An 18,159-nucleotide genomic window follows, 5' to 3' on the forward strand; every position below is an offset into this window, starting at 1 on the left:
ACCCTAAATCGACAACAACTGAGGAGCATCCTGACTGCGATCAACAATCGTAGTTGGCAATTCCTGATGATAAACTCCCGATGGCAGTAAACCACAGCCACCATAACGAGCCATGACCCTCAGTTGAGCCAACACATCCTCTCCACAGTGGTTAGGGGGAAGTTCTTGCCAGAAGCTGAAGCCACCGACATCTCGCAGTTTTGTGGCATCGTATAAAACGCATCCGGCAACCCAAGCCACTTTATATTTATATTTTTTTGCGGGAAAGTGAGAAGCTTGATTAATGCAGCCAAGCCGCTGCTGAACGTGGTACAAGTTAGCCGCATTATGTAACTTATATCGTTCCCATTGGGGTGTTCCAGAGCGGACTACTTCTGGCTGAACGGGTTCCTGCCAAAGTTCGATCGCCTGCTGATCAGGGCGTACATCGTTCAAAAAACTTAGCCCAATCACCGCAGAGCCAACAAATCCACACTGTTCTTCTTGAATTGCCTGTAGAAGATACTCCAGGACATAGGGTTCTAGAATTAAGTCATTGTCTAGAAACAAAACATAAGGTGCAGTGGCTTGTTCTAATAAAAACTGACGCTGCTCTGCGATGCCCCGTCGAGGCAGGTGTTTATGAGTGACTACCGAATTTCCATGAGCTTGAAGTACCCGTATTGCGACCTGCACTTCTCCAGTAGCCAGCGGATCGCTGTCCTCTGTCTGGTCAGAAATGATTACCCGAAAATCTCGGTAAGTTTGAGCACAAAGACTGGTCAAAGTAACCGCTAATGCAGCAGCGCGGCGATAAGTGGGAATGAGAATATCAATGGTTGCCATTACACGAGTTACCATTACACGACTTCTAGTAGCTGAGAGTGAGTAGTTAGGGGTTGGGTAAAGGAAGGGGCGATCGCCACTGTTGCGCCCGCGCAATAACCATGCTGTCCTGCTTGCAAAAGTTCTAAAGCTGCATTCACGACCGTTTCTGGTTCTACTAAACGCAGGCAATGATAGTGTCCTTCGGGACAAATGCTCTTATAGCAAATACGGCAGGGAACATCATGAAACAATACGCGATTGGGTACTTCCCAGGGAGTGTGTTGTGGGTTGGTCAAAGCATACAAATCAACTACAGGTGTCCCTACGGCTGCTGCAATGTGAACTGGTCCTGTGTTGTTGGAGATTAACAGAGGAGCGAGGTCTAATAGTGCAGTGAGTTCTCCCAAATCTAAACAGCCAACCAGTGCGTGAGAAGCTGCGTTCATGTCTTGACGAATAGACGCAATGAGTTCTTGCTCTGGTTCTGTTCCAGTAAAGATAACTGGAATACCGTACCGTTGCACAAGCTGATCTGCAACAATCGCAAAGTGTTCCGGAGGGTAGCGACGCGAGAGGGCTGTTGCGCCAGGGTGAATCACAATCCAGGAACGTTCCAGGTTAATGCTTAATTCCTGTAACAGTTGCAGAACTCTAGTTTGGGCTACTTTTGGAACTTGCAAACTCATTCGCTGATCGGCAATCTCACTGCCCACACTGGCTACCAAATCAAGCTGACGACGAACTTCATGTCGGGTAAACTGATCGGGCTCAGGATCTTTGATCCAGTTAGTGAGTAGCTGATAAGGATTTTCGTGACAGTGTGCCAACCGCAGTGGAATTCCCGCCATATAGCAGAGAAACGCTGATGGCAGTGGATTCTGGCTATAAACTGTAAAAATTACGGCTGCATCGAAGTTAGCTTGGCGCAGTCGCTCAATCATCTCATATTCAGGGCTACTATCTTTGCGAGGAGCCGTTGCTTTCAGCCAGGGTGAGTCATAAATGATTAAATCATCCAGCTCTGAGATAAGAGGGGCAACCACGCTTCCAGCAGAAGAGGTGAGCAAGGTGATGCGTCGTTCAGGCTGTGAAGCTTTAAGAGCACGTATGGCAGGTGTGGTCATAATCACATCACCAATCGTGTCTAATCTAACGCAAAGGATATTTTTGGCGTTATCCCAAGCTGCTTGTGTCATAGGTGTTTAGGTTTTGAATCTGTTGAATTAATTGAGTGGTAGAGCGATCGCCCACAAACGGCACAATTTTAACGACACCTCCCAGTTCTTCAACCAGTGAGGCTTCGGGAAGGGTTTCTCGTGTGTAGTCGCCTCCTTTGACAAAAACTTGTGGACGGACAATTTGAATAAGATTGCAAGGATTGATTTCGTTAAAGGGAGCGATCGCATCTACACAGTTCAACGCTGCTAATACTGCCATGCGATCGGCTAAAGCGTTAACTGGTCGAGTATTTCCCTTTAGTTGTCGAACGCTTTCATCAGAATTGACCCCAACAATTAAAATATCTCCCAATGCTTTAGCTTGATTGAGATAGGTAACGTGACCACGATGCAAGATATCAAAACAACCGTTGGTGAAGACGATGCGCTGCCCAGAGTTACGATAATGGTTAAGTTGGTATTCTAACTGGTTTTGAGTCATCAGCAGTTTGGAGAAATTTCTCTCATCCCCAACTTTCTGATTCAGCTTAAGATTGGGATGAGGCAAATTATCATCCATTTCATCAACAGATTGCCGTAATGCTTCAATACTGCAAGCGGTTGTCCCAGGCTGAGCTACAACAATTGCTGTTGCAGCGGCTGCAAGATCAGCCGCCATTGAAGCATCAGCACCCGCAGCGATCGCCAAAGCTAAAGCGCTGGTAAAAGTATCGCCTGCACCAGAGGTTTGTGATTGAGGAGCAGGTTTGACATAAGTGCGATGAGGAGGGCGATCGCGCTCAAAAATTAAAGCACCGCCGCGATCTAAAGTGACTGCTACAATGTTGGCTCTGGTTAGATCAAGAATTTTTTTCCCATGTAGCAGGATTTGATCGATCCGATCTGCATTAGTTTCAAGCTTTTTCAGTCCTAAAAGGTGAGTGGCTTGACTGTAATTAGGCTTAACGGCTGTGACATTAATAGACTGATATTCGGTGAGTTGCTTGGAGTCTACAACGAGAGTGCAAGGCGATCGCCGCTGCAATTCTTCTAAAGTACGAATCACAGATGGAGTCAGAATGCCATAGCCGTAATCGGAAACAATGACAGCATCACAGGTCGGAAATAGTTCAACCAGGCGATCGATGAGTCTTGTTTCAAGTTCAGGTGAAATCGGATGAGTGCTGCCCTGATCAAATCGAACTAACAAATGAGAGGAAGCAATAATACGCTGTTTACTTAAAGTTTGGCGCGATCGTTCCTGAAACAAATAAGCAGTTGAAACGCCTTGCGACTCCAAAGACTGTTTCAGCAAAGCTGCTTCTGGATCTTCACCAATGACTGAGAGAAATTTGACCTGACCTCCTAGACTACTAACGTTGAGAGCAGTGTTTGCGGCTCCGCCCGGTACGTTGAGACGTTCGGTGATGTTGACGACGGGGACGGGAGCTTCGGGGCAGAGGCGATCGCTACTGCCGTTGAGGTAACAGTCGAGGATAGCTTCACCGATTACCAGAACGTTGAGTTTTGAAAAACTGTTGATTAAGGATAAGTTGGACATGGCTTATTCTTGGTGATCCGAGCCTTGGAGGGCTGCCCCCAAACCCTCTCCGAAGGTACTGGGGAGAGGAGGCAGGGGAACGCTTCGCATCGGTGGTGTCTCAAGGGCTCTGGGAACGGTTGGTACAAGATTTTGGTGAAGTTTAACGTGTGTTTTTGGGGTAGGGGAGGCGATCGCTTGAATTACATTTGCGGCTTCGATCAAATTGTTGACCATGTGATGAGGGAGACGCGGGCGGGAGAGTTGCCATTCGGTTTCGTTGCCGTTGTCAATCAAGATGGTGCAACAACCCGCCTGTCGTCCTGCTTCTATGTCATTCAGAATGTCACCAATGAACCACGATTGTTCTAAGTCAATCTGATGTTCACTAGCAGCGCGATGAAGTAAACCAGGTTGGGGCTTGCGGCAGTTACAGCGAGTGGCGTAGTGAGTAATCCTGCCATCAGGATGGTGAGGGCAGTAGTAGAATCCAGCCAAGGGTACTCCAACAGATTGAAATAACTCACATAAGTGTTGCTCGACAGCCGTTAGTGCTGATTCGGGGAAGTAACCACGAGCTATCCCAGACTGATTGGTGATGATGAACAGTTGATAGTCAGCATGATGGAGCGATCGCACTGCCTCCAAAGCTCCCGCTGCTAGTCGAATCTGTTCTGGATCAACGTTGTAAGGCACATCTTCAACTAATGTCCCATCCTTATCTAGAAAAACTGCCCTTCCGCTCATCCTTCATTCCTCGTTATGTTGCTAAAAGGGTATTTTTGAACGTAGAACAATAGTTCACATAGAATAAAAGTTCATGTCCAAAAATATTCCTCTAATTTATGGCCAAGACGATTCTTGCATCGGCAATACCATTACTTCTGGAATTACTGTCTCTGCTGGCTGAGTCAGTAAAAAGCGAATGGTATTGGCGACGTGTTTGGGATCTTGCAGTTTATCTAAAGGTGTATCGGGAAAGCGATCAAGAATGAAGGGGGTTTGCATCCCACCTGCAACTACAGCAGTCACTTTAACCTGGTGCGATCGCGCCTCAACATGCAGAGCGTGACTAAATCCTAACAAGCCCCACTTACTGGCATGGTATGCAGAAGCATTTGCCCAAACTCGCTTTGAGGCGGTTGAGGCAATGTTAACAATGTGTCCGCTTCCTTGCTGCTTCATTAGAGGTAGAACTAGCTTTGAGAGTAGGAATGGGCCGCGCAGGTTGACGCTGATTACCCGATCCCAGTCTGCAACTGTAAGTTCTTCAATCGGTAAGGTGACATCGGTTCCGGCATTGTTGATGAGGATGTCGATCTTGCCACATTGGTCGATCACCTTTTGCACAACGGCTTCGGCTTGCTGGTCTTGAGTAATGTCAAGGGGTAAGGCGATCGCCTCAAATCCTTTACTCTGAAGCTCTTTTGCGACTTGTTCAGCTAGGTCAAACTGAATGTCAGCGACAACAATAACTGCCCCTGCTTCAGCTAAGGTATGGCAGATTGAAGCGCCCAAACCACGTCCACCACCCGTTACCAATGTGACTTTTCCGGTCAATGCTTCCATTTGTGTCTCCTGTTGATTCAATTACTGATTTAATTACTTAGCCGATAGAGGAGATTTTTCACCCATTCCCCGTTCTCGCTGTCCTGCTGCTTCAAATACACCCAGTTCCCAACTACCTAATCGCTCATTAGTGTCCGGCTCTTGGGGGGTGAGTAGCTGGGCTTCAACCAGTTCACAAAGTAGGTGAATGACTAAAAGCTGCACTTCTTGAATGCGCTGAGTTTCATTTGCAGGAACAACAATTGCAATATCGGCTTGCGATCGCAGCTCTCCACCTTCTCCACCTAACAAAGCGATCGAAGTGAGATTATGTCGCTGGGCTGCTTTGAATGCTGCTATCACATTTTTAGAGCGACCGCTGGTACTAATTCCAACTAATACATCATTGGGCTGGGCGAAGGTTTCAACCTGTCGGGCAAAGATGTCTTCGTAATTCACATCATTTGACCAGGCGGTGATAAAGGCGCTGTCCGCACTGAGAGCCATTGCGGGTAATCCTGCCCGATGAGGACAACAGAACCGACCGACTAGCTCAGCTGCAAAGTGTTGAGCATCGGCTGCACTGCCACCATTGCCGCAAATCAACAGTTTGCCGCCTCTTGAAAAACAAGTACTCATGGCTTGGGAGGCAGCTTGAATGGAAGGACGCAATAACCGTTGCGATCGCTCCACTGCCACCATCGCAGACTCAAAGGCGCGATCCAAAATGGCAAACTGATTCACTTCGGTAGTGGTGCTGCCTCTGCCCATCAAGACTTCTTCATACAGAGCCGCGACAGCACTGGTGACTTTTTGCCAGGTAAAATGCTCTTGCGCTCGACGGGTTGCCTGTCTTCCAAACAAACTCCGTAACTGAGAGTTTTCTAACAAGCGAGCAAGGTGAGTGGCGATCGCCTCTGAATCTTTAGGCGGAACGAGATAACCTGTTTCACCATCTTTAACGGTGAACTTAATGCCACCTACGTTTGAGCCGATCACAGGGGTTCCACAAGCCATTGCTTCAATGGGGGTAATGCCGAATGGCTCGTACCAGGGTGTAGTGACAAATACATCGGCCGCACTGTAATAATATTTCAACACATCTCGACCCCGCCGTCCGACAAAGGTGAGTTGAGATCCAATATCGAGTTCATGGGCGATCGCCTGAAGCCGTCCGATTTCGGGCGTGATCTGAGGATCGGGAGTTTCGGCTTCTCCACCCACAATCAGCAATCTTGCTTTCAGGTGACGCTGTTTCAACAACTGAGCAAATCCTCGAATGACTGTGTCTACACCTTTGCGTGGCACCATTCGCCCGAGTTGTAAGATTAGCGGTTCATCTGGGGGTAAACCCAGGGTAAGACGCGCCCGAACTTTGTTAATTGCCCAAAATTCAGTAGTGTCAAACCCACAGGGAATAACGCTAATTCGCGATGGGTCAGCATGATAAAGCTGTAGTAAATCTTCTCGATCTTGAGGACACTCAGCAATGATATGGTCAGCTTCCCTCACAACCCGATCTTCAATCGTGAATCGCTCATCGGGAAACTGATCATCCTTGCCCTGATAGAGCCGACGAACTCTACCAAGAGCGTGAAAGGTGACAATAAACGGAATTCCCAATGCTCGCTTGATATCGGCAGCAACCAATGCCGACATCCAGAAGTTTGCGTGAATTAAATCGTAACTCAGACGATGATGAGTACACCAATTCAGCATAAAGTGAATAAACTCACTCATGTGTGGCAACAGGTCTTCCTTGGGTAAGCAGGTTGGTGAACCTGCCGGAACGTGAATGACTCGTACCCCGTTGAGCCATTCCACCACTTCGGGAAGCTGTTCGTTGTCCCGCCGAGTAAACACATCTACGTCGTAGCCGATCGCCGCCAGGTTTTTAGCTAGTTGTCCCACATATACGTTTTGTCCGCCGCTATCAACTCCGCCAAAGATACCCAGCGGCGTAGCATGTTCACTAATCAAGGCAATTCGTTTAGTCATCATGAGTTTAAAGGGGGTTTTGTTTAAACAGTGATAGATTGACTGATAGATTGTCGGGTAGAAGTTGCCACAGATTGAACGGCAGGGGGCTGATCAATCGCACGTTCAAAAACCTCACACCAGTCCTGAATAAAGTGGTTGATATTAAATCGGGCGATCGCCACTTCTCGCGCCCCTTCCCCTAAACGACGGGCTTTTGTTGGATTATGCAGCAGTTCTTCCATGCGGTTTACTAACTGCTCAAGGTTGGTATCCACATAGCCAGAAACATCGTTTTCAATTACAGTAGCGAGTTCAGTCGTTGCCAGTCCTACAATCGGCAAACCCACCATCATCGCTTCACAGACCGCTAATCCTAAACTGGTGTAGCGCACTGGATGGAAGAAAAACCGATAGCGTGACTGAAATGCTGGAAGCTGCGCGTGGGGTATTTCTCCTAGCCCATCTAATGATTGAGCGTCCATTCCCACCAGATCCAGAGGAATGCGATCGCGCACTTGCTCAAAAATATCTAACCCTAACCGTCGTCCGCGAGTTCGCAGTCCGTTTGCGACGACTAAACCCTTTGCTAGTTCTCCAGTGTGGCGATCGCCTTCGGGCACCATCACACCATGCTCTACCACACAAGTAGGACTGTTGCCGTTGTCCCACATCAAGTTATTAAAGTGAGTTACATGAACAACTAACACATTTGGGTCGTCAACCACATGGCGAGTATCAGTCGGATGTTCTCTCGGTGGGTCATGCTCTAAATACACACGAGGCAATCGACGCTGTACCTCCGACAAGATCTCATGCTGATCCTGTAAATAGTTGCGGCGAGACTGAAATAAGATACAGTCGAATTCCTGATTTCTTACTTCTTCTGCCGGAATGTCGTGAACATTATCCGTCCAGGAAAAGTTCTGCAAACGTCCACCGTAGCCTTCGGGTTTGCCAGGTTTAATCGGTAAGTAAAACTGGTGAGGCACCTGAGTTAGATAATACAAGTAACTACCGTGAACGTGCCAGGTCAAAATCCGTAATGGCTGCATTGGCTCTCCTACGGTGATTGCAAAGTGAAAGGAATGGGATGGGCAAGAGTAGGGTGAGCATTACTCACCTCACGAGGTTCTAAGTTCCTACCATCGGTCAATTCCTCAAGCTCAAATCCGGCTGCCTTGAGTAAAAACAAGTGACGTTCTTGCGGATGAATATTGCTGCTGGGTGGCTTGACGCAATGAGACAGAATACTTCCACCAAACTCTTGAGACTGACCTAGCCGAAGGGCGACTCCCGCCAGGTAGCAGATGTAGGCTAAAGCGTAAGGCGATCGCCCTTCACCCGTAAAAACAATGGCAGCATCGAACTGCTGCGCTCGGATCACTCTGATCAAATTCACTACATCACTGAATCCATTTGAATTTTGTTTTGCAGAGGTGATACTCACTTCTCCAAAGGCAGAAGCCTCTGATTCTAAGGTTTTCCAGCCGTCGGTAGAATGCATTAAAGTTTGATTAGTCCAGGGGGACAGTGAAAGCAGTTGATCGTCGGAATGAGCTGTCAAGAGTGTGATATGGGCCTGTGGTAGTGCCGAGCGCAAGGCTTGCAGTGCCAACTGTAGCTGCATCACTGTATTTAAGTCATCTAAACAAATCACTACGAGACGATGCACCGTTTGCCAGTAGTCAGGGAGCATAGGCTAGCTCCTTGAGTAAGTCATTTGCGTGGGAGAGGATAGTAGAAGGATGAAGGATAAGGGATGAAGGATAAGGAATGAAGTCAGGGTTGGCGTATTGGGGGCTGATAACGATGCGGTGAAGGTGACGATTTAGAGGTGCCCAGCGGTTGGGGTCGGAGGCGGAGAAGATGACTACACTTTTGACTTGAAGGGCAGCGGCAAGGTGAGAAATTCCAGTGTCGTTGCAAATCAAGAGTTGAGCGTGTTTGAGCAAAGCGGCGATCGCCCCTAAACTGGTTTTGCCAGCCAGATCAACACACGGTGAGTTCATTGCAGTGGCAACAGCTTGAGTCAATTCCGCTTCTGCGGCTGTCCCGGTGAGAACAATTTGAAAGCCTTGAGCCGCCAGAGCATCGGCAACAGTAGCAAACTGAGCGGGTTCCCAGCGGCGACTGCTGATGCTAGCGCCAGGATGAATGCAAATGTAACTTCCAGGCTGCAAATCGTGAGTAGTGGCGATCGCCCAAAAGTCCTGCCAGTCTGACTCCCAAATCGGAAACTCCAACTCCTCTCCCTGCGCTGGAATCCCTAACGATGTGATTAACTGTAAGTTTCTCCTGATTTCTGGTTCACCTTCTGGATAAGGGAGAAAATACTCAGGATCAGGACAATACTGCCCAGGGATAAAAAAGCCTGCACTCACCTGTCCGCCTAATAAGACGGTAAAAGGATTCGTATAAATGCCGCTACCGTGCATTTGCAGTGCTAGATCAAAACGTGTTTGTTGAACTTCAGTGAGAAACAAAGTGAGACGTTGGGGCGACAGTGTTACTTCTGGAATGCCAGGATAGCCCGGAAACTCCAGCCACTCATCCAAATAATGACTGAACCGTCGCACAAAACTTTGTGCCAAAGGCAACCCAATGAGTGTAATGTGTGCCTGTGGCAATGCCGCTCGCAATGCTCGGAATGCTGGAACAGCGCACAGCAGGTCGCCCAATCCAGGTAGCGATCGCACCACTACAATCTGCTGAGGCTGTAAATTACAAATTTTGAATTCTGAATGGTTCATCACTTCGCTTTTGCAACCCATTCCTCAGTCACTTTGAGACATGTACTAGAAAGAATGGTACGAAGCGACTTCTAGAAATTCATCGGTCACTTGACCAAGGAAACATCAGACGTAATTCTAATCAGTTGTGCAATTGCACAATTGCACTTTCTTGAGCAAAGAACATACAGAAACTATAGTTAAGACCTCTGCCTTTGTATAGAGATTTGTTTGGCTAACTGACAAAACTTTCACATCTAGCCTTCCTAAATCAGCCTTCACAACGCTGTAGGAACGGGTCTACTCGCAGAACCTCGATTTCATAAAGGTTCAACAGTGAGATCTCTCCCACGAGATTTATGTTTAATTAAACAGGTTGAACATTACTTGGCTGGATTCATGACTGAAGCAGCATAACGAGAATTGGAGATAGACTGATCTCTGTTTGATAGAGAAGCAGCTACTCTTGATATAGAAATATAGGCGTTGCACATTTGACGAACGACTTTTGTCGGGGCACGGCAATACCGTGCCCCGACAGGGGCGATCCGAATGTTATAAATTTCCGAATCATTCTCAATTTGTGCAATGCCGAAATATATATTGCAGTAAACCTGGGTCAAGCTGCTTGGCGCGATTCCAAGTAAGCATTATTTGCCCAGGCTTTTGGCATCACTCTACTTCCTTGACCCAGTAGCCTAATTTCTATTTGCGTTATCCAATAAGTATTGGTCAATTGCACGGATAAAGTGCTCATCCTCCATGGTCTCAGGAGACAGACGATTCTGCGCGATCGCTGCATTGACCAGGTCTTGAGCGGTTACATTACCAAACCTGTAAGCATGAATTAGACTACCGTGACTAGGGATTCCCTCTTCCTCAAAATAACCGTTACGAGCGAGATTAAAAATGTCATTTGGAGTCGTTTCGTTGGCGAATGCAGCTGTTGAGAAACTTGCTGTCAACAAAATTGCCGATGCCGTAGCAGCTAATACTCGTTTCATAATGAACTCTCCTTCATTTTTGAGAAATTTGATCGATCAGCAAACCTGTAGATAAACAATCAGCGGTATAAAATTCCAGTTGACTCGAAGTTAGACCGCTTAGCTAATTAAGTTCAGTTGAGTGCAATTGAATGCTTCTGCCCGCCTCATCTAAATTGAGTAATTGAGAAAGGTATCTCAAATCCTGCACTAACCGTTGATATAACTCAATGAGCTCCTGATGAGACAAATTTGCCTCAATAGGATAAGCAAGAGTATGTGGCAAATCTGGACAGAGTGAAAGTTTTGTGGTGAGCTGCTCTACTGAACGACGCTCAGCGGCTACATAATCAGCTTCATCAAGCCGTAAGCGAAACGCTGCAAAGAAGGTTTTCAGGGTTCGCTTGTCTACCTTCACTTCACAACTGAGAATGCGGCTGACGGTGCGTTCATTGAGGAGCGATCGCTCACTGAGCCTTTCGTAAGTGTAGCGATTGCCTAACTCATCATGGAGAACATTAGCCTGAGCCAATTTCTGCCATCCCTGCTCAGATAGCACCACGCCCCTATTACGGTTGCGTTTGTGAGAGGCAATAGGGTGCAATTGAGTACAATTAGAAGATGAAACCTGGTACATAATTCTGCTCTCTGTCTTTCAGAGGTTTCGGATTTAGAAAATAGACGATGTGAAACCTAACTGGTTCTTATGAGTGAATGTCAATCGTGCTAGGGGTTTCTTTGCCAACAGTGATAGATGATATAAAACATTGAGAATTTTGCAAGTAGATGTTAAATGTTTTGTGTATCGCAAATGACAGCCTCTTTCAGCGCTATCTCCCTCATCCATAATGGCGGGTCAACCGAGTTGCAGTAGCCAGTGGATAAAATGTCATTGATGCACTATGCCAAAGCAATTTTTACTCCACTGTGTAATTCATACTTCGGTATCAACTCTGGTGAGGAATACCTTTAATTTAGGGGATTAACTCAAATCTGTCGCCAGTTCAAAGTCTATGATTAAGACAACAAAACGATCAGTCATTAGGTAATCTGAAGTATTAGAGTTACATCAAACTTAAGTTCAGGTTCATATTCAAACTTAAGTTCATATTGGTGAAAACTTCTGTATTTGAAATCACCCTGTGATCTGAATAGCACTAGGCAGGACCTAATGCACTGATGTTCTCAATAGCTATTTGTGATACAACTCAGTGGTGTGTTACCTTAATCAGGTTTGGAATGTTTTGATCAATTCCAGTGTAATGTTCCTTGCGATCGCCCACGCTTTGCCAAGTTAGTGCAATAACTACTGCGTGTCTAGTTCACGCAGTTATCACAGTGGCGATCGGTTGGAGTTGAGCTAATTATCACACTTGGCTCACTCAAGGCGCAGAAATTGTAATTGTGAATCGGGACAGACAGCCATGAACCAATCAAACGTCATTTCAAGTGTGATTCGTATTTTGATTGTAGATGACCATCCCATCGTCCAGCAAGGATTAGCAGCCCTCATTAATGAAGAATCAGACATGGCTGTAATTGGTCATGCAAAGGATGGTATTGAGGCAGTCCAGTTGTTTCGTCAGGAACAGCCAGATGTGACTTTAATGGACTTACGAATGCCTCAGATGGGAGGGGTTGAAGCCATTACTGCAATTCGTGCTGAATTCAACACGGCTCGTATCATTGTGTTGACAACCTATGACGGAGACGAAGATATTTATCGAGGTTTACAGGCAGGTTCAAAGGGCTATCTGCTGAAAGACAGTAAGCCTAACGAACTGCGAACTGCGATTCGCACTGTGCATAGTGGGCAGCAGTATATTCCACCTCACGTTGGCGCTAAATTAGTGCAGCGCATGAACAATCCAGAGTTAACCGATCGCGAATTAGAAGTTCTTCGATTGGTGGCACAAGGTATGAGCAATCTAGAAATCAGTGCTGCTCTAAGTATTACTGAAAGCACCGTTAAATCAAACATTAATCGAATTTTAAGCAAATTAGGAGTTAAAGACCGTACCCAAGCAACCATTATTGCTTTGAGACGAGGAATTGCCAGTCTGTAAGAATATCATTCTGAACCTGCTTTCGATTCACAATTACTGGGACGAGCGATGCTTAGATCCGTTCCTTCAGAATCATCTGTACCCCTCTAGCTGGAGTAAACGTAACCCCTCGGCGCTGAGGATATTCAGGAGATTGATCTGTCAGTGCTAATCGATAATGCGAGATCAGGGTTGCGACAACTAATTTCATCTCAAATTGGGCTAATGCTTCTCCAATGCAACGGCGTACACCACCCCCAAATGGCAAGAATTCGTAAGGAGAAAACTGCCGTTCTAAAAAGCGCTCTGGCTTAAACAACTTAGGGTTTGGATAAAGATCTGGGCGCTGATGAGTTAGATAAATGCAACCATACACTCTCGTTCCAGGTTCTAGTTGATAACCCATCAGTTCTGCAGGACCTTTGACCTCTCTGGGAAAGGTGAGCGTTGCAACGGGAAAAAGACGCAGAGACTCATTACAAACAGCAGTAAGATACGGCAACTGCACAACGGCGATTGGATCTGGAGCTTTTCCTAGCTGATTTAGTTCTACAAGTAACTTTTCGCTAACTTCGGGATGGCGATGAATCCAGTACAGTGCCCACGCGATCGCACTTGCAGTGGTTTCATAACCCGCTAACAGCAGTGTCAATAACTCATCATGCAATTGGGTATCACTCATTGGTTCACCCGCCTCATCACGGGCTGACATCCATAAACTCAGAATGTCCGAACCCATATGATGCTGGTTGCGACGATTGGAAATTTCAGCATAGATGAGTTCTCCAATCTGCCGTTTCAGATGCTTCAAATAGCCCCAAGGGCTTTGTATTCCCCAATCCTTTTGTAGAGACGGAAAAAACAGCAAACCGCCAATAAAAGGAGACTGTAGTGAATCTGTGAACTGAATAATGAGTGACTTTAAACGGTGAAATCGTTCCTCTTGCTCAATTCCAAAAACGACCTTAAGAATCACGGCTAAAGAGATTTCTTGCGCTAACTGACGAGCAGAAAACTGAGTATCGATTGATAGCGAACTCATTGCTTTATCAGCCAATTCACAAATCAATTCTCCATAGGTTCGCATCCGTTCGCCATGAAATGGAGGCATCAACAACCGACGTTCCCGACGGTGGCGAGAACCTTCCAGGGCAAAAAGGGAGTAGTCTCCAAGCAGCGGTTGTAGTAGTTGATTCGGTGGAGTAACAAGCTGCTTTGTGTCATTGAAGAAAATTTGCTGGATCGCTTGGGGATTGCTGACAAACAACACAACTGGGTGATTGCCAATAACAGGAGCATTAAAAATTTCTCCGTAACGTTGTGCAGCAACTTCCATATAAGCGATCGAATCCCGTGTGTACTGGATTTTTTGCAGCCAGCGAGGGGCTTGTGGACCAGCAGGAAGGTTGTTTTTTGGAGTCATAACGTTAGGCTCTACTCTTGTGTAGTCCAAATTTAGAGAATTGCTATTAGTATGAATGGTTGCCATCGCAACTGAGCGAAATTTGCAAACGCTAGAGAAAGGCTATTGACTCCATTCATCCCAGGCTGCCTTTGCCACTTTTGCAATGACCTCCTCACGGATTGTATCGCTTGCTCTAGAATCTGAAACGAAGACGGCGATCGCCAAATGTTGCCCATTTGGAAGCGTTACGAGCCCCACATCATTAGTTGCAGCCGTCACTCCATCAACAGTAGCTGAAGTCCCTGTTTTATGCGCTACAACTGTTCCCTCAGGCAATAGTCCCCTAATACGGTTTGGACCTGTCGAGGTCTCTATCATCCATTGTTGCAATGAGTCCTGACTGGAGTCTGAAAGCCCTCGCCCTTCATGGAAAGCACGTAATAAATTAACGGCTGCATCCGGCGTTGCATAGTTACGATATTGCAATGTTGGGTCTTGCTCGAACTGAATCTCGTTCTCTGTGTTCGCTACAACGATATCATTTACGCCAAGACGGCTTAAATACTCCATGACACGCTGTGGTCCACCGATGAGTCGTAATAGGGCATCACAAGCCGTACTATCACTTTCAGAAACCATGTACTGTAACAATTCAGCTAAACGGAATTCCCTTCCTTGGGAATTCTCCTCTAGAATTTGACTATCTTGAACGATATCGCTTGCTTCAATCCGAATTTTTTGGTTCAGCTCCAGATTTCCTTGATCGACTTGAGCCAAAACTGCCATCGCGATCGGAAACTTGTAAACGCTCTGCATTGGAAATTGTTGACCTCCATTCAGAGATGCTGACTCTTCGGTTTCCAGTACGGTGGCTGTTGCCCCAACCCGCCCTTGAGCAACCTCAGAGATTTGTTCAATGCGATCGCGTAATTGGTTGTTGCGATCGGTGTTGGATGTTGTAATTTCGCTTGGCGTACGAGTTTGACTGCTTGAGGTCGCTTCCCTATTATTGGAGTTAATACTTGTACAACCGAAAGTGAGTAGAACAGTCAGCAAAAACAGGCAAAATGGGCGAAGCCAAGCTTTTTTAATCCCTTGAATCATAAACTTTAACCTGGAGTTGGGAGCAGCTAGGACTACACGCGCTATTCCTAAAATTTCGGAAACGGTTCTCCTGAATTTTGTTATTAACCAATCTTGTGTGATTGCATCAGGTGTTCGGGCTATTGCATAAATGCCATATCGACTCAAATTTTCTGTGTCGCCCCAAGCCTCAAAGACGGGAACAGGATTTCAGTATTCACGCTTATTAATCGCGCCAGCAATAGTCTACAGGAATCCAGGTATAACCCTCGTCCTCTGCACAGATATGCCCTATTCCTGGAAACGGTAAATGTGCAGTTGCAACCAAGTGACGTGATGCTTCTAAACGGGCAAACTGTGTCGCTCGTTGTTCCGCTGCGGCATTGGCATCGACATCGTAAACAACAGTAATTTCAGGATTTGCAAATTGAAGCGAAGCAAAGTGAACAATATCACCGTAAAACTCGATACTCTTGCCCCCACTTTCAACGGCATAAAAGCTGTGTCCCGGTGTGTGCCCCGGTGTAGGAAGTGCGGTGATGCCTGGTAAGATGGCTGTCTCACCAGAAAACGTTTCAAGCTTACCTGCATTGAGATAGGGTGTAATCGTCTGAACTGCTTCACCGAAATATCTGCGATCGAGATGCGATCGCTCTACATTCGTGGGATCAAGCCATAAATCAACATCAGGCTTGCAAACATAAACAGTGGCAACCGGAAACATGAGTTGCCCGTACTCATTTAACGTCTCAAAAGGCTGCAAACCGCTTCAACATGAGTTGAGCAAAGCAAAATTTAACTTTTTTACTGACTTCCTAATTACCGCTCCCAGCGAAATTTGCGTTCGGACTCTTGAATAGGTACGTCGTTAATGCTGGCAAATCGTCGCATCATTAAACCGTTTTCGGCAAACTCCCAGTTTTCATTGCCGTAAGCGCGGTACCAAAAGCCAGAATCGTCATGCCATTCATATTCAAAGCGCACAGCGATGCGATTATCCATAAAGCACCAAAGTTCTTTTTTCAAGCGGTAGTCTAGCTCTTTTGCCCATTTGCGCTTGAGAAATTCTTTGATCGCGGTCCGTCCATGCAAAAACTCTGCTCGATTTCGCCACTCAGAATCTTCGGTATATGCTAGAGCAACTCGCTCTGGGTCACGAGTATTCCAGGCATCTTCGGCTGCTTGAACTTTGGCTGTTGCGGTTTCTAATGTGAAGGGGGGAAGGGGTGGTTTGATTTCCATAGTGTTAGGTTCCTGTGTAGAAAGTGAATTATTTTGATTCAGAGTGAGTGAGGGCTGAGGGATTGTCATGAACTGGTTTGAGCTAAGAAAGGTGAGAACTCTGGCTCTGACCAGAGTAAGGGAAGGTTGCCCTCCACGCGATCGCCCTTCTCAAGCTGGAAGCGCAGCAGTCGCTCTGCTCCAGGGTAAGCCCTGATTTCAGCTCCCTCCCAAATCACTTGGGCACTGCCAGTGAGATAAAGTAAGTTTCCTCGCTCAAAGTCGATGAACAACAGTCCTGCACGAGGATTCAACTCTAAGTTGCCAAAGGTGTTGAATTGGTGATTGCCAGAAAAGTCGGGAATGGTGAGTGTTTTATCATCGTTGATTCGCACAAAACCTGGTTTGCCGCCTCGATGGGAAACATCTACTCCTGATGCTGACCCGGCTGAGTCAGACTGATAGGCAGTTGTGATAAAAAATGTATCTGCGATCGCTATCATGGACCGCTCCGCTTCTCCCAAGGTTTCAACTGAGTAAACGGGTTTAGGCATCACATCATGGTCCTCTAGCTCAAACATCCGTGCCTGAATGTATTGAGGGCAGTTGCCGAAACTTTGACCTACCTGCACATCAAAGCCCTCAGAACGAACTGCGGTGACGGTACCATTCATCCGATTGCGGCGACGAGTATGCAACTCAATCCCGAGTAAACCAATGTCAATGCCACTCGCAAGTGTAGTTGTTAGGGGATCGCTAAAGAGCGGTGCAGCAGCGACTTGTAAAGTGCGATCACTCGGTGAGGAGATGAATCCCGGTTGCCCAACCAAAATAGAAGCCCAAGGATTACCTGCTGTATCTACTGTTCCGACAATTAGATAGGGAAGTTGGGCAAAGAACTGGCGATGCTGTTCAGGAAGATAATTGCGAATGCCTCGTCGCCCTTGCTTATCAATTCGCTCCTGCACGCCCAGACGGGTCTGGATGGCTAGTTCACCGGCATGAAAAGGGGATTCAGAGTGTGACCAACCTGATGCAACCATAATCTTCCTCCTTATACTCCTGCCATTGGAATGTAGTGAGGCAAGTGTTTAACGCGATCGATCCATGCCAACACATTAGGATAAGGTGAGAGGTCAATTTTGCCATCGCGAACCAGAGCAACGTAGGGGAAAACCGCAATATCAGCAATGGTAGGACGCTCAAATTCTAACCAGGTGCGATCGCTTAAATGTTTATCGAGTTGCGCCAGGATGTACTCTGCCTTTTGAGTAGCTCGCTCGATGTTAATATTCGTCATCCTAAATAAATGATAGAGTCGTGCATTCTCAGGACCTTGGCGCACTTCGCCCGCAGTTGTTGAAAGCCAACGAACCACTTGCGCTAGGGGTAATGCATCCAATGGGAGCCACTCCTCTCCACCATATTGCCGTGCCAAATACACCAAAATTGCTTGTGCATCTGCAAGTTTGGTCTCGCCATCAATCAGCATAGGTACCTGTCCAAAGGGGTTAAGGGCAAGGTACTCGGGTGACTTATGTTCTGCTTTCATCAAATCGACTTTAATCCACTCAAAGTCTAGATTTAGCAGAGACAAAAACAATTGAACTTTGTAGCTATTGCCAGATAGTTCGTGACCATAGAGCTTAATCATTTTGATT

At 46.6% G+C, this 18,159-nt stretch carries 18 protein-coding genes; 1 reads left to right on the forward strand and 17 read right to left on the reverse strand.

What is annotated here, in order from left to right; translation table 11 throughout:
- Positions 1-3: 3 nt before the first annotated feature.
- The 11 genes from H6G00_RS15260 to H6G00_RS15310 all read right to left on the reverse strand — a co-directional run bounded on the left by H6G00_RS15260 (position 4) and on the right by H6G00_RS15310 (position 11,381).
- A complete protein-coding gene (locus tag H6G00_RS15260) occupies positions 4-840 on the reverse strand; it encodes a glycosyltransferase family 2 protein (protein WP_190689822.1) in 837 nt (278 codons plus the stop codon).
- Positions 840-2,003: a lipopolysaccharide heptosyltransferase II gene (gene waaF, locus H6G00_RS15265; RefSeq protein WP_190797414.1), complete on the reverse strand. Its 1,164-nt coding sequence runs from the start codon at positions 2,001-2,003 to the stop codon at positions 840-842. The genes H6G00_RS15260 and waaF overlap by 1 nt, the downstream gene beginning before the upstream one ends.
- Positions 1,981-3,525, reverse strand: coding sequence for a D-glycero-beta-D-manno-heptose 1-phosphate adenylyltransferase (gene rfaE2, locus H6G00_RS15270; protein ID WP_190797415.1), 1,545 nt, complete (start codon positions 3,523-3,525; stop codon positions 1,981-1,983). Before rfaE2 ends, waaF begins: the two co-directional genes overlap by 23 nt.
- A gap of 3 nt (positions 3,526-3,528) precedes the next feature.
- Positions 3,529-4,251 (reverse strand): HAD family hydrolase, encoded by a 723-nt coding sequence (locus H6G00_RS15275; protein WP_190797416.1) that lies wholly within the window; start codon positions 4,249-4,251, stop codon positions 3,529-3,531.
- Between the two features lie 96 nt (positions 4,252-4,347).
- Positions 4,348-5,073, reverse strand: coding sequence for an SDR family oxidoreductase (locus tag H6G00_RS15280; RefSeq protein ID WP_190797417.1), 726 nt, complete (start codon positions 5,071-5,073; stop codon positions 4,348-4,350).
- Positions 5,074-5,106: 33 nt separating this feature from the next.
- Entirely contained in the window at positions 5,107-7,053 is a 1,947-nt protein-coding gene (locus tag H6G00_RS15285) for a glycosyltransferase (RefSeq protein ID WP_199318508.1), read from the reverse strand.
- A gap of 20 nt (positions 7,054-7,073) precedes the next feature.
- Complete coding sequence (locus tag H6G00_RS15290; protein ID WP_190797418.1) at positions 7,074-8,084, reverse strand: glycosyltransferase family 4 protein; 1,011 nt, start codon at positions 8,082-8,084, stop codon at positions 7,074-7,076.
- A gap of 8 nt (positions 8,085-8,092) precedes the next feature.
- A complete protein-coding gene (locus H6G00_RS15295; protein ID WP_190797419.1) occupies positions 8,093-8,728 on the reverse strand; it encodes a hypothetical protein in 636 nt (211 codons plus the stop codon).
- A complete protein-coding gene (locus H6G00_RS15300; protein WP_190797420.1) occupies positions 8,718-9,782 on the reverse strand; it encodes a glycosyltransferase family 9 protein in 1,065 nt (354 codons plus the stop codon). The genes H6G00_RS15295 and H6G00_RS15300 overlap by 11 nt, the downstream gene beginning before the upstream one ends.
- A 677-nt stretch (positions 9,783-10,459) precedes the next feature.
- Positions 10,460-10,765, reverse strand: a complete 306-nt coding sequence (locus H6G00_RS15305) for a hypothetical protein (RefSeq protein WP_190642333.1) — start codon at positions 10,763-10,765, stop codon at positions 10,460-10,462.
- A gap of 103 nt (positions 10,766-10,868) precedes the next feature.
- Complete coding sequence (locus H6G00_RS15310) at positions 10,869-11,381, reverse strand: hypothetical protein (protein WP_190797421.1); 513 nt, start codon at positions 11,379-11,381, stop codon at positions 10,869-10,871.
- A gap of 787 nt (positions 11,382-12,168) precedes the next feature.
- Here H6G00_RS15310 and H6G00_RS15315 point away from each other — a divergent pair.
- Complete coding sequence (locus H6G00_RS15315) at positions 12,169-12,810, forward strand: response regulator transcription factor (RefSeq protein WP_190642335.1); 642 nt, start codon at positions 12,169-12,171, stop codon at positions 12,808-12,810.
- Between the two features lie 52 nt (positions 12,811-12,862).
- Here H6G00_RS15315 and H6G00_RS15320 read toward each other — a convergent pair whose 3' ends face one another.
- From H6G00_RS15320 to H6G00_RS15345, 6 genes are all read right to left on the reverse strand, one after another.
- Positions 12,863-14,212: a cytochrome P450 gene (locus H6G00_RS15320; RefSeq protein ID WP_190797422.1), complete on the reverse strand. Its 1,350-nt coding sequence runs from the start codon at positions 14,210-14,212 to the stop codon at positions 12,863-12,865.
- Positions 14,213-14,314: 102 nt separating this feature from the next.
- Positions 14,315-15,298, reverse strand: a complete 984-nt coding sequence (gene bla, locus H6G00_RS15325; RefSeq protein WP_190797423.1) for a class A beta-lactamase — start codon at positions 15,296-15,298, stop codon at positions 14,315-14,317.
- 205 nt (positions 15,299-15,503) lie between these two features.
- Positions 15,504-16,040: an MBL fold metallo-hydrolase gene (locus H6G00_RS15330; protein WP_199318509.1), complete on the reverse strand. Its 537-nt coding sequence runs from the start codon at positions 16,038-16,040 to the stop codon at positions 15,504-15,506.
- 56 nt (positions 16,041-16,096) lie between these two features.
- Positions 16,097-16,519, reverse strand: coding sequence for a nuclear transport factor 2 family protein (locus tag H6G00_RS15335; protein ID WP_190797424.1), 423 nt, complete (start codon positions 16,517-16,519; stop codon positions 16,097-16,099).
- A 65-nt stretch (positions 16,520-16,584) separates the two neighbouring features.
- Positions 16,585-17,541, reverse strand: coding sequence for a pyridoxamine 5'-phosphate oxidase family protein (locus H6G00_RS15340; protein ID WP_190797425.1), 957 nt, complete (start codon positions 17,539-17,541; stop codon positions 16,585-16,587).
- An 11-nt stretch (positions 17,542-17,552) separates the two neighbouring features.
- Positions 17,553-18,152, reverse strand: coding sequence for a glutathione S-transferase (locus H6G00_RS15345; RefSeq protein WP_190642340.1), 600 nt, complete (start codon positions 18,150-18,152; stop codon positions 17,553-17,555).
- Between the last annotated feature and the right edge of the window lie 7 nt (positions 18,153-18,159).

Origin of the sequence: Leptolyngbya sp. FACHB-541 (assembly GCF_014695875.1) — a bacterium.
Lineage (GTDB): Bacteria > Cyanobacteriota > Cyanobacteriia > Elainellales > Elainellaceae > JAAUTN01.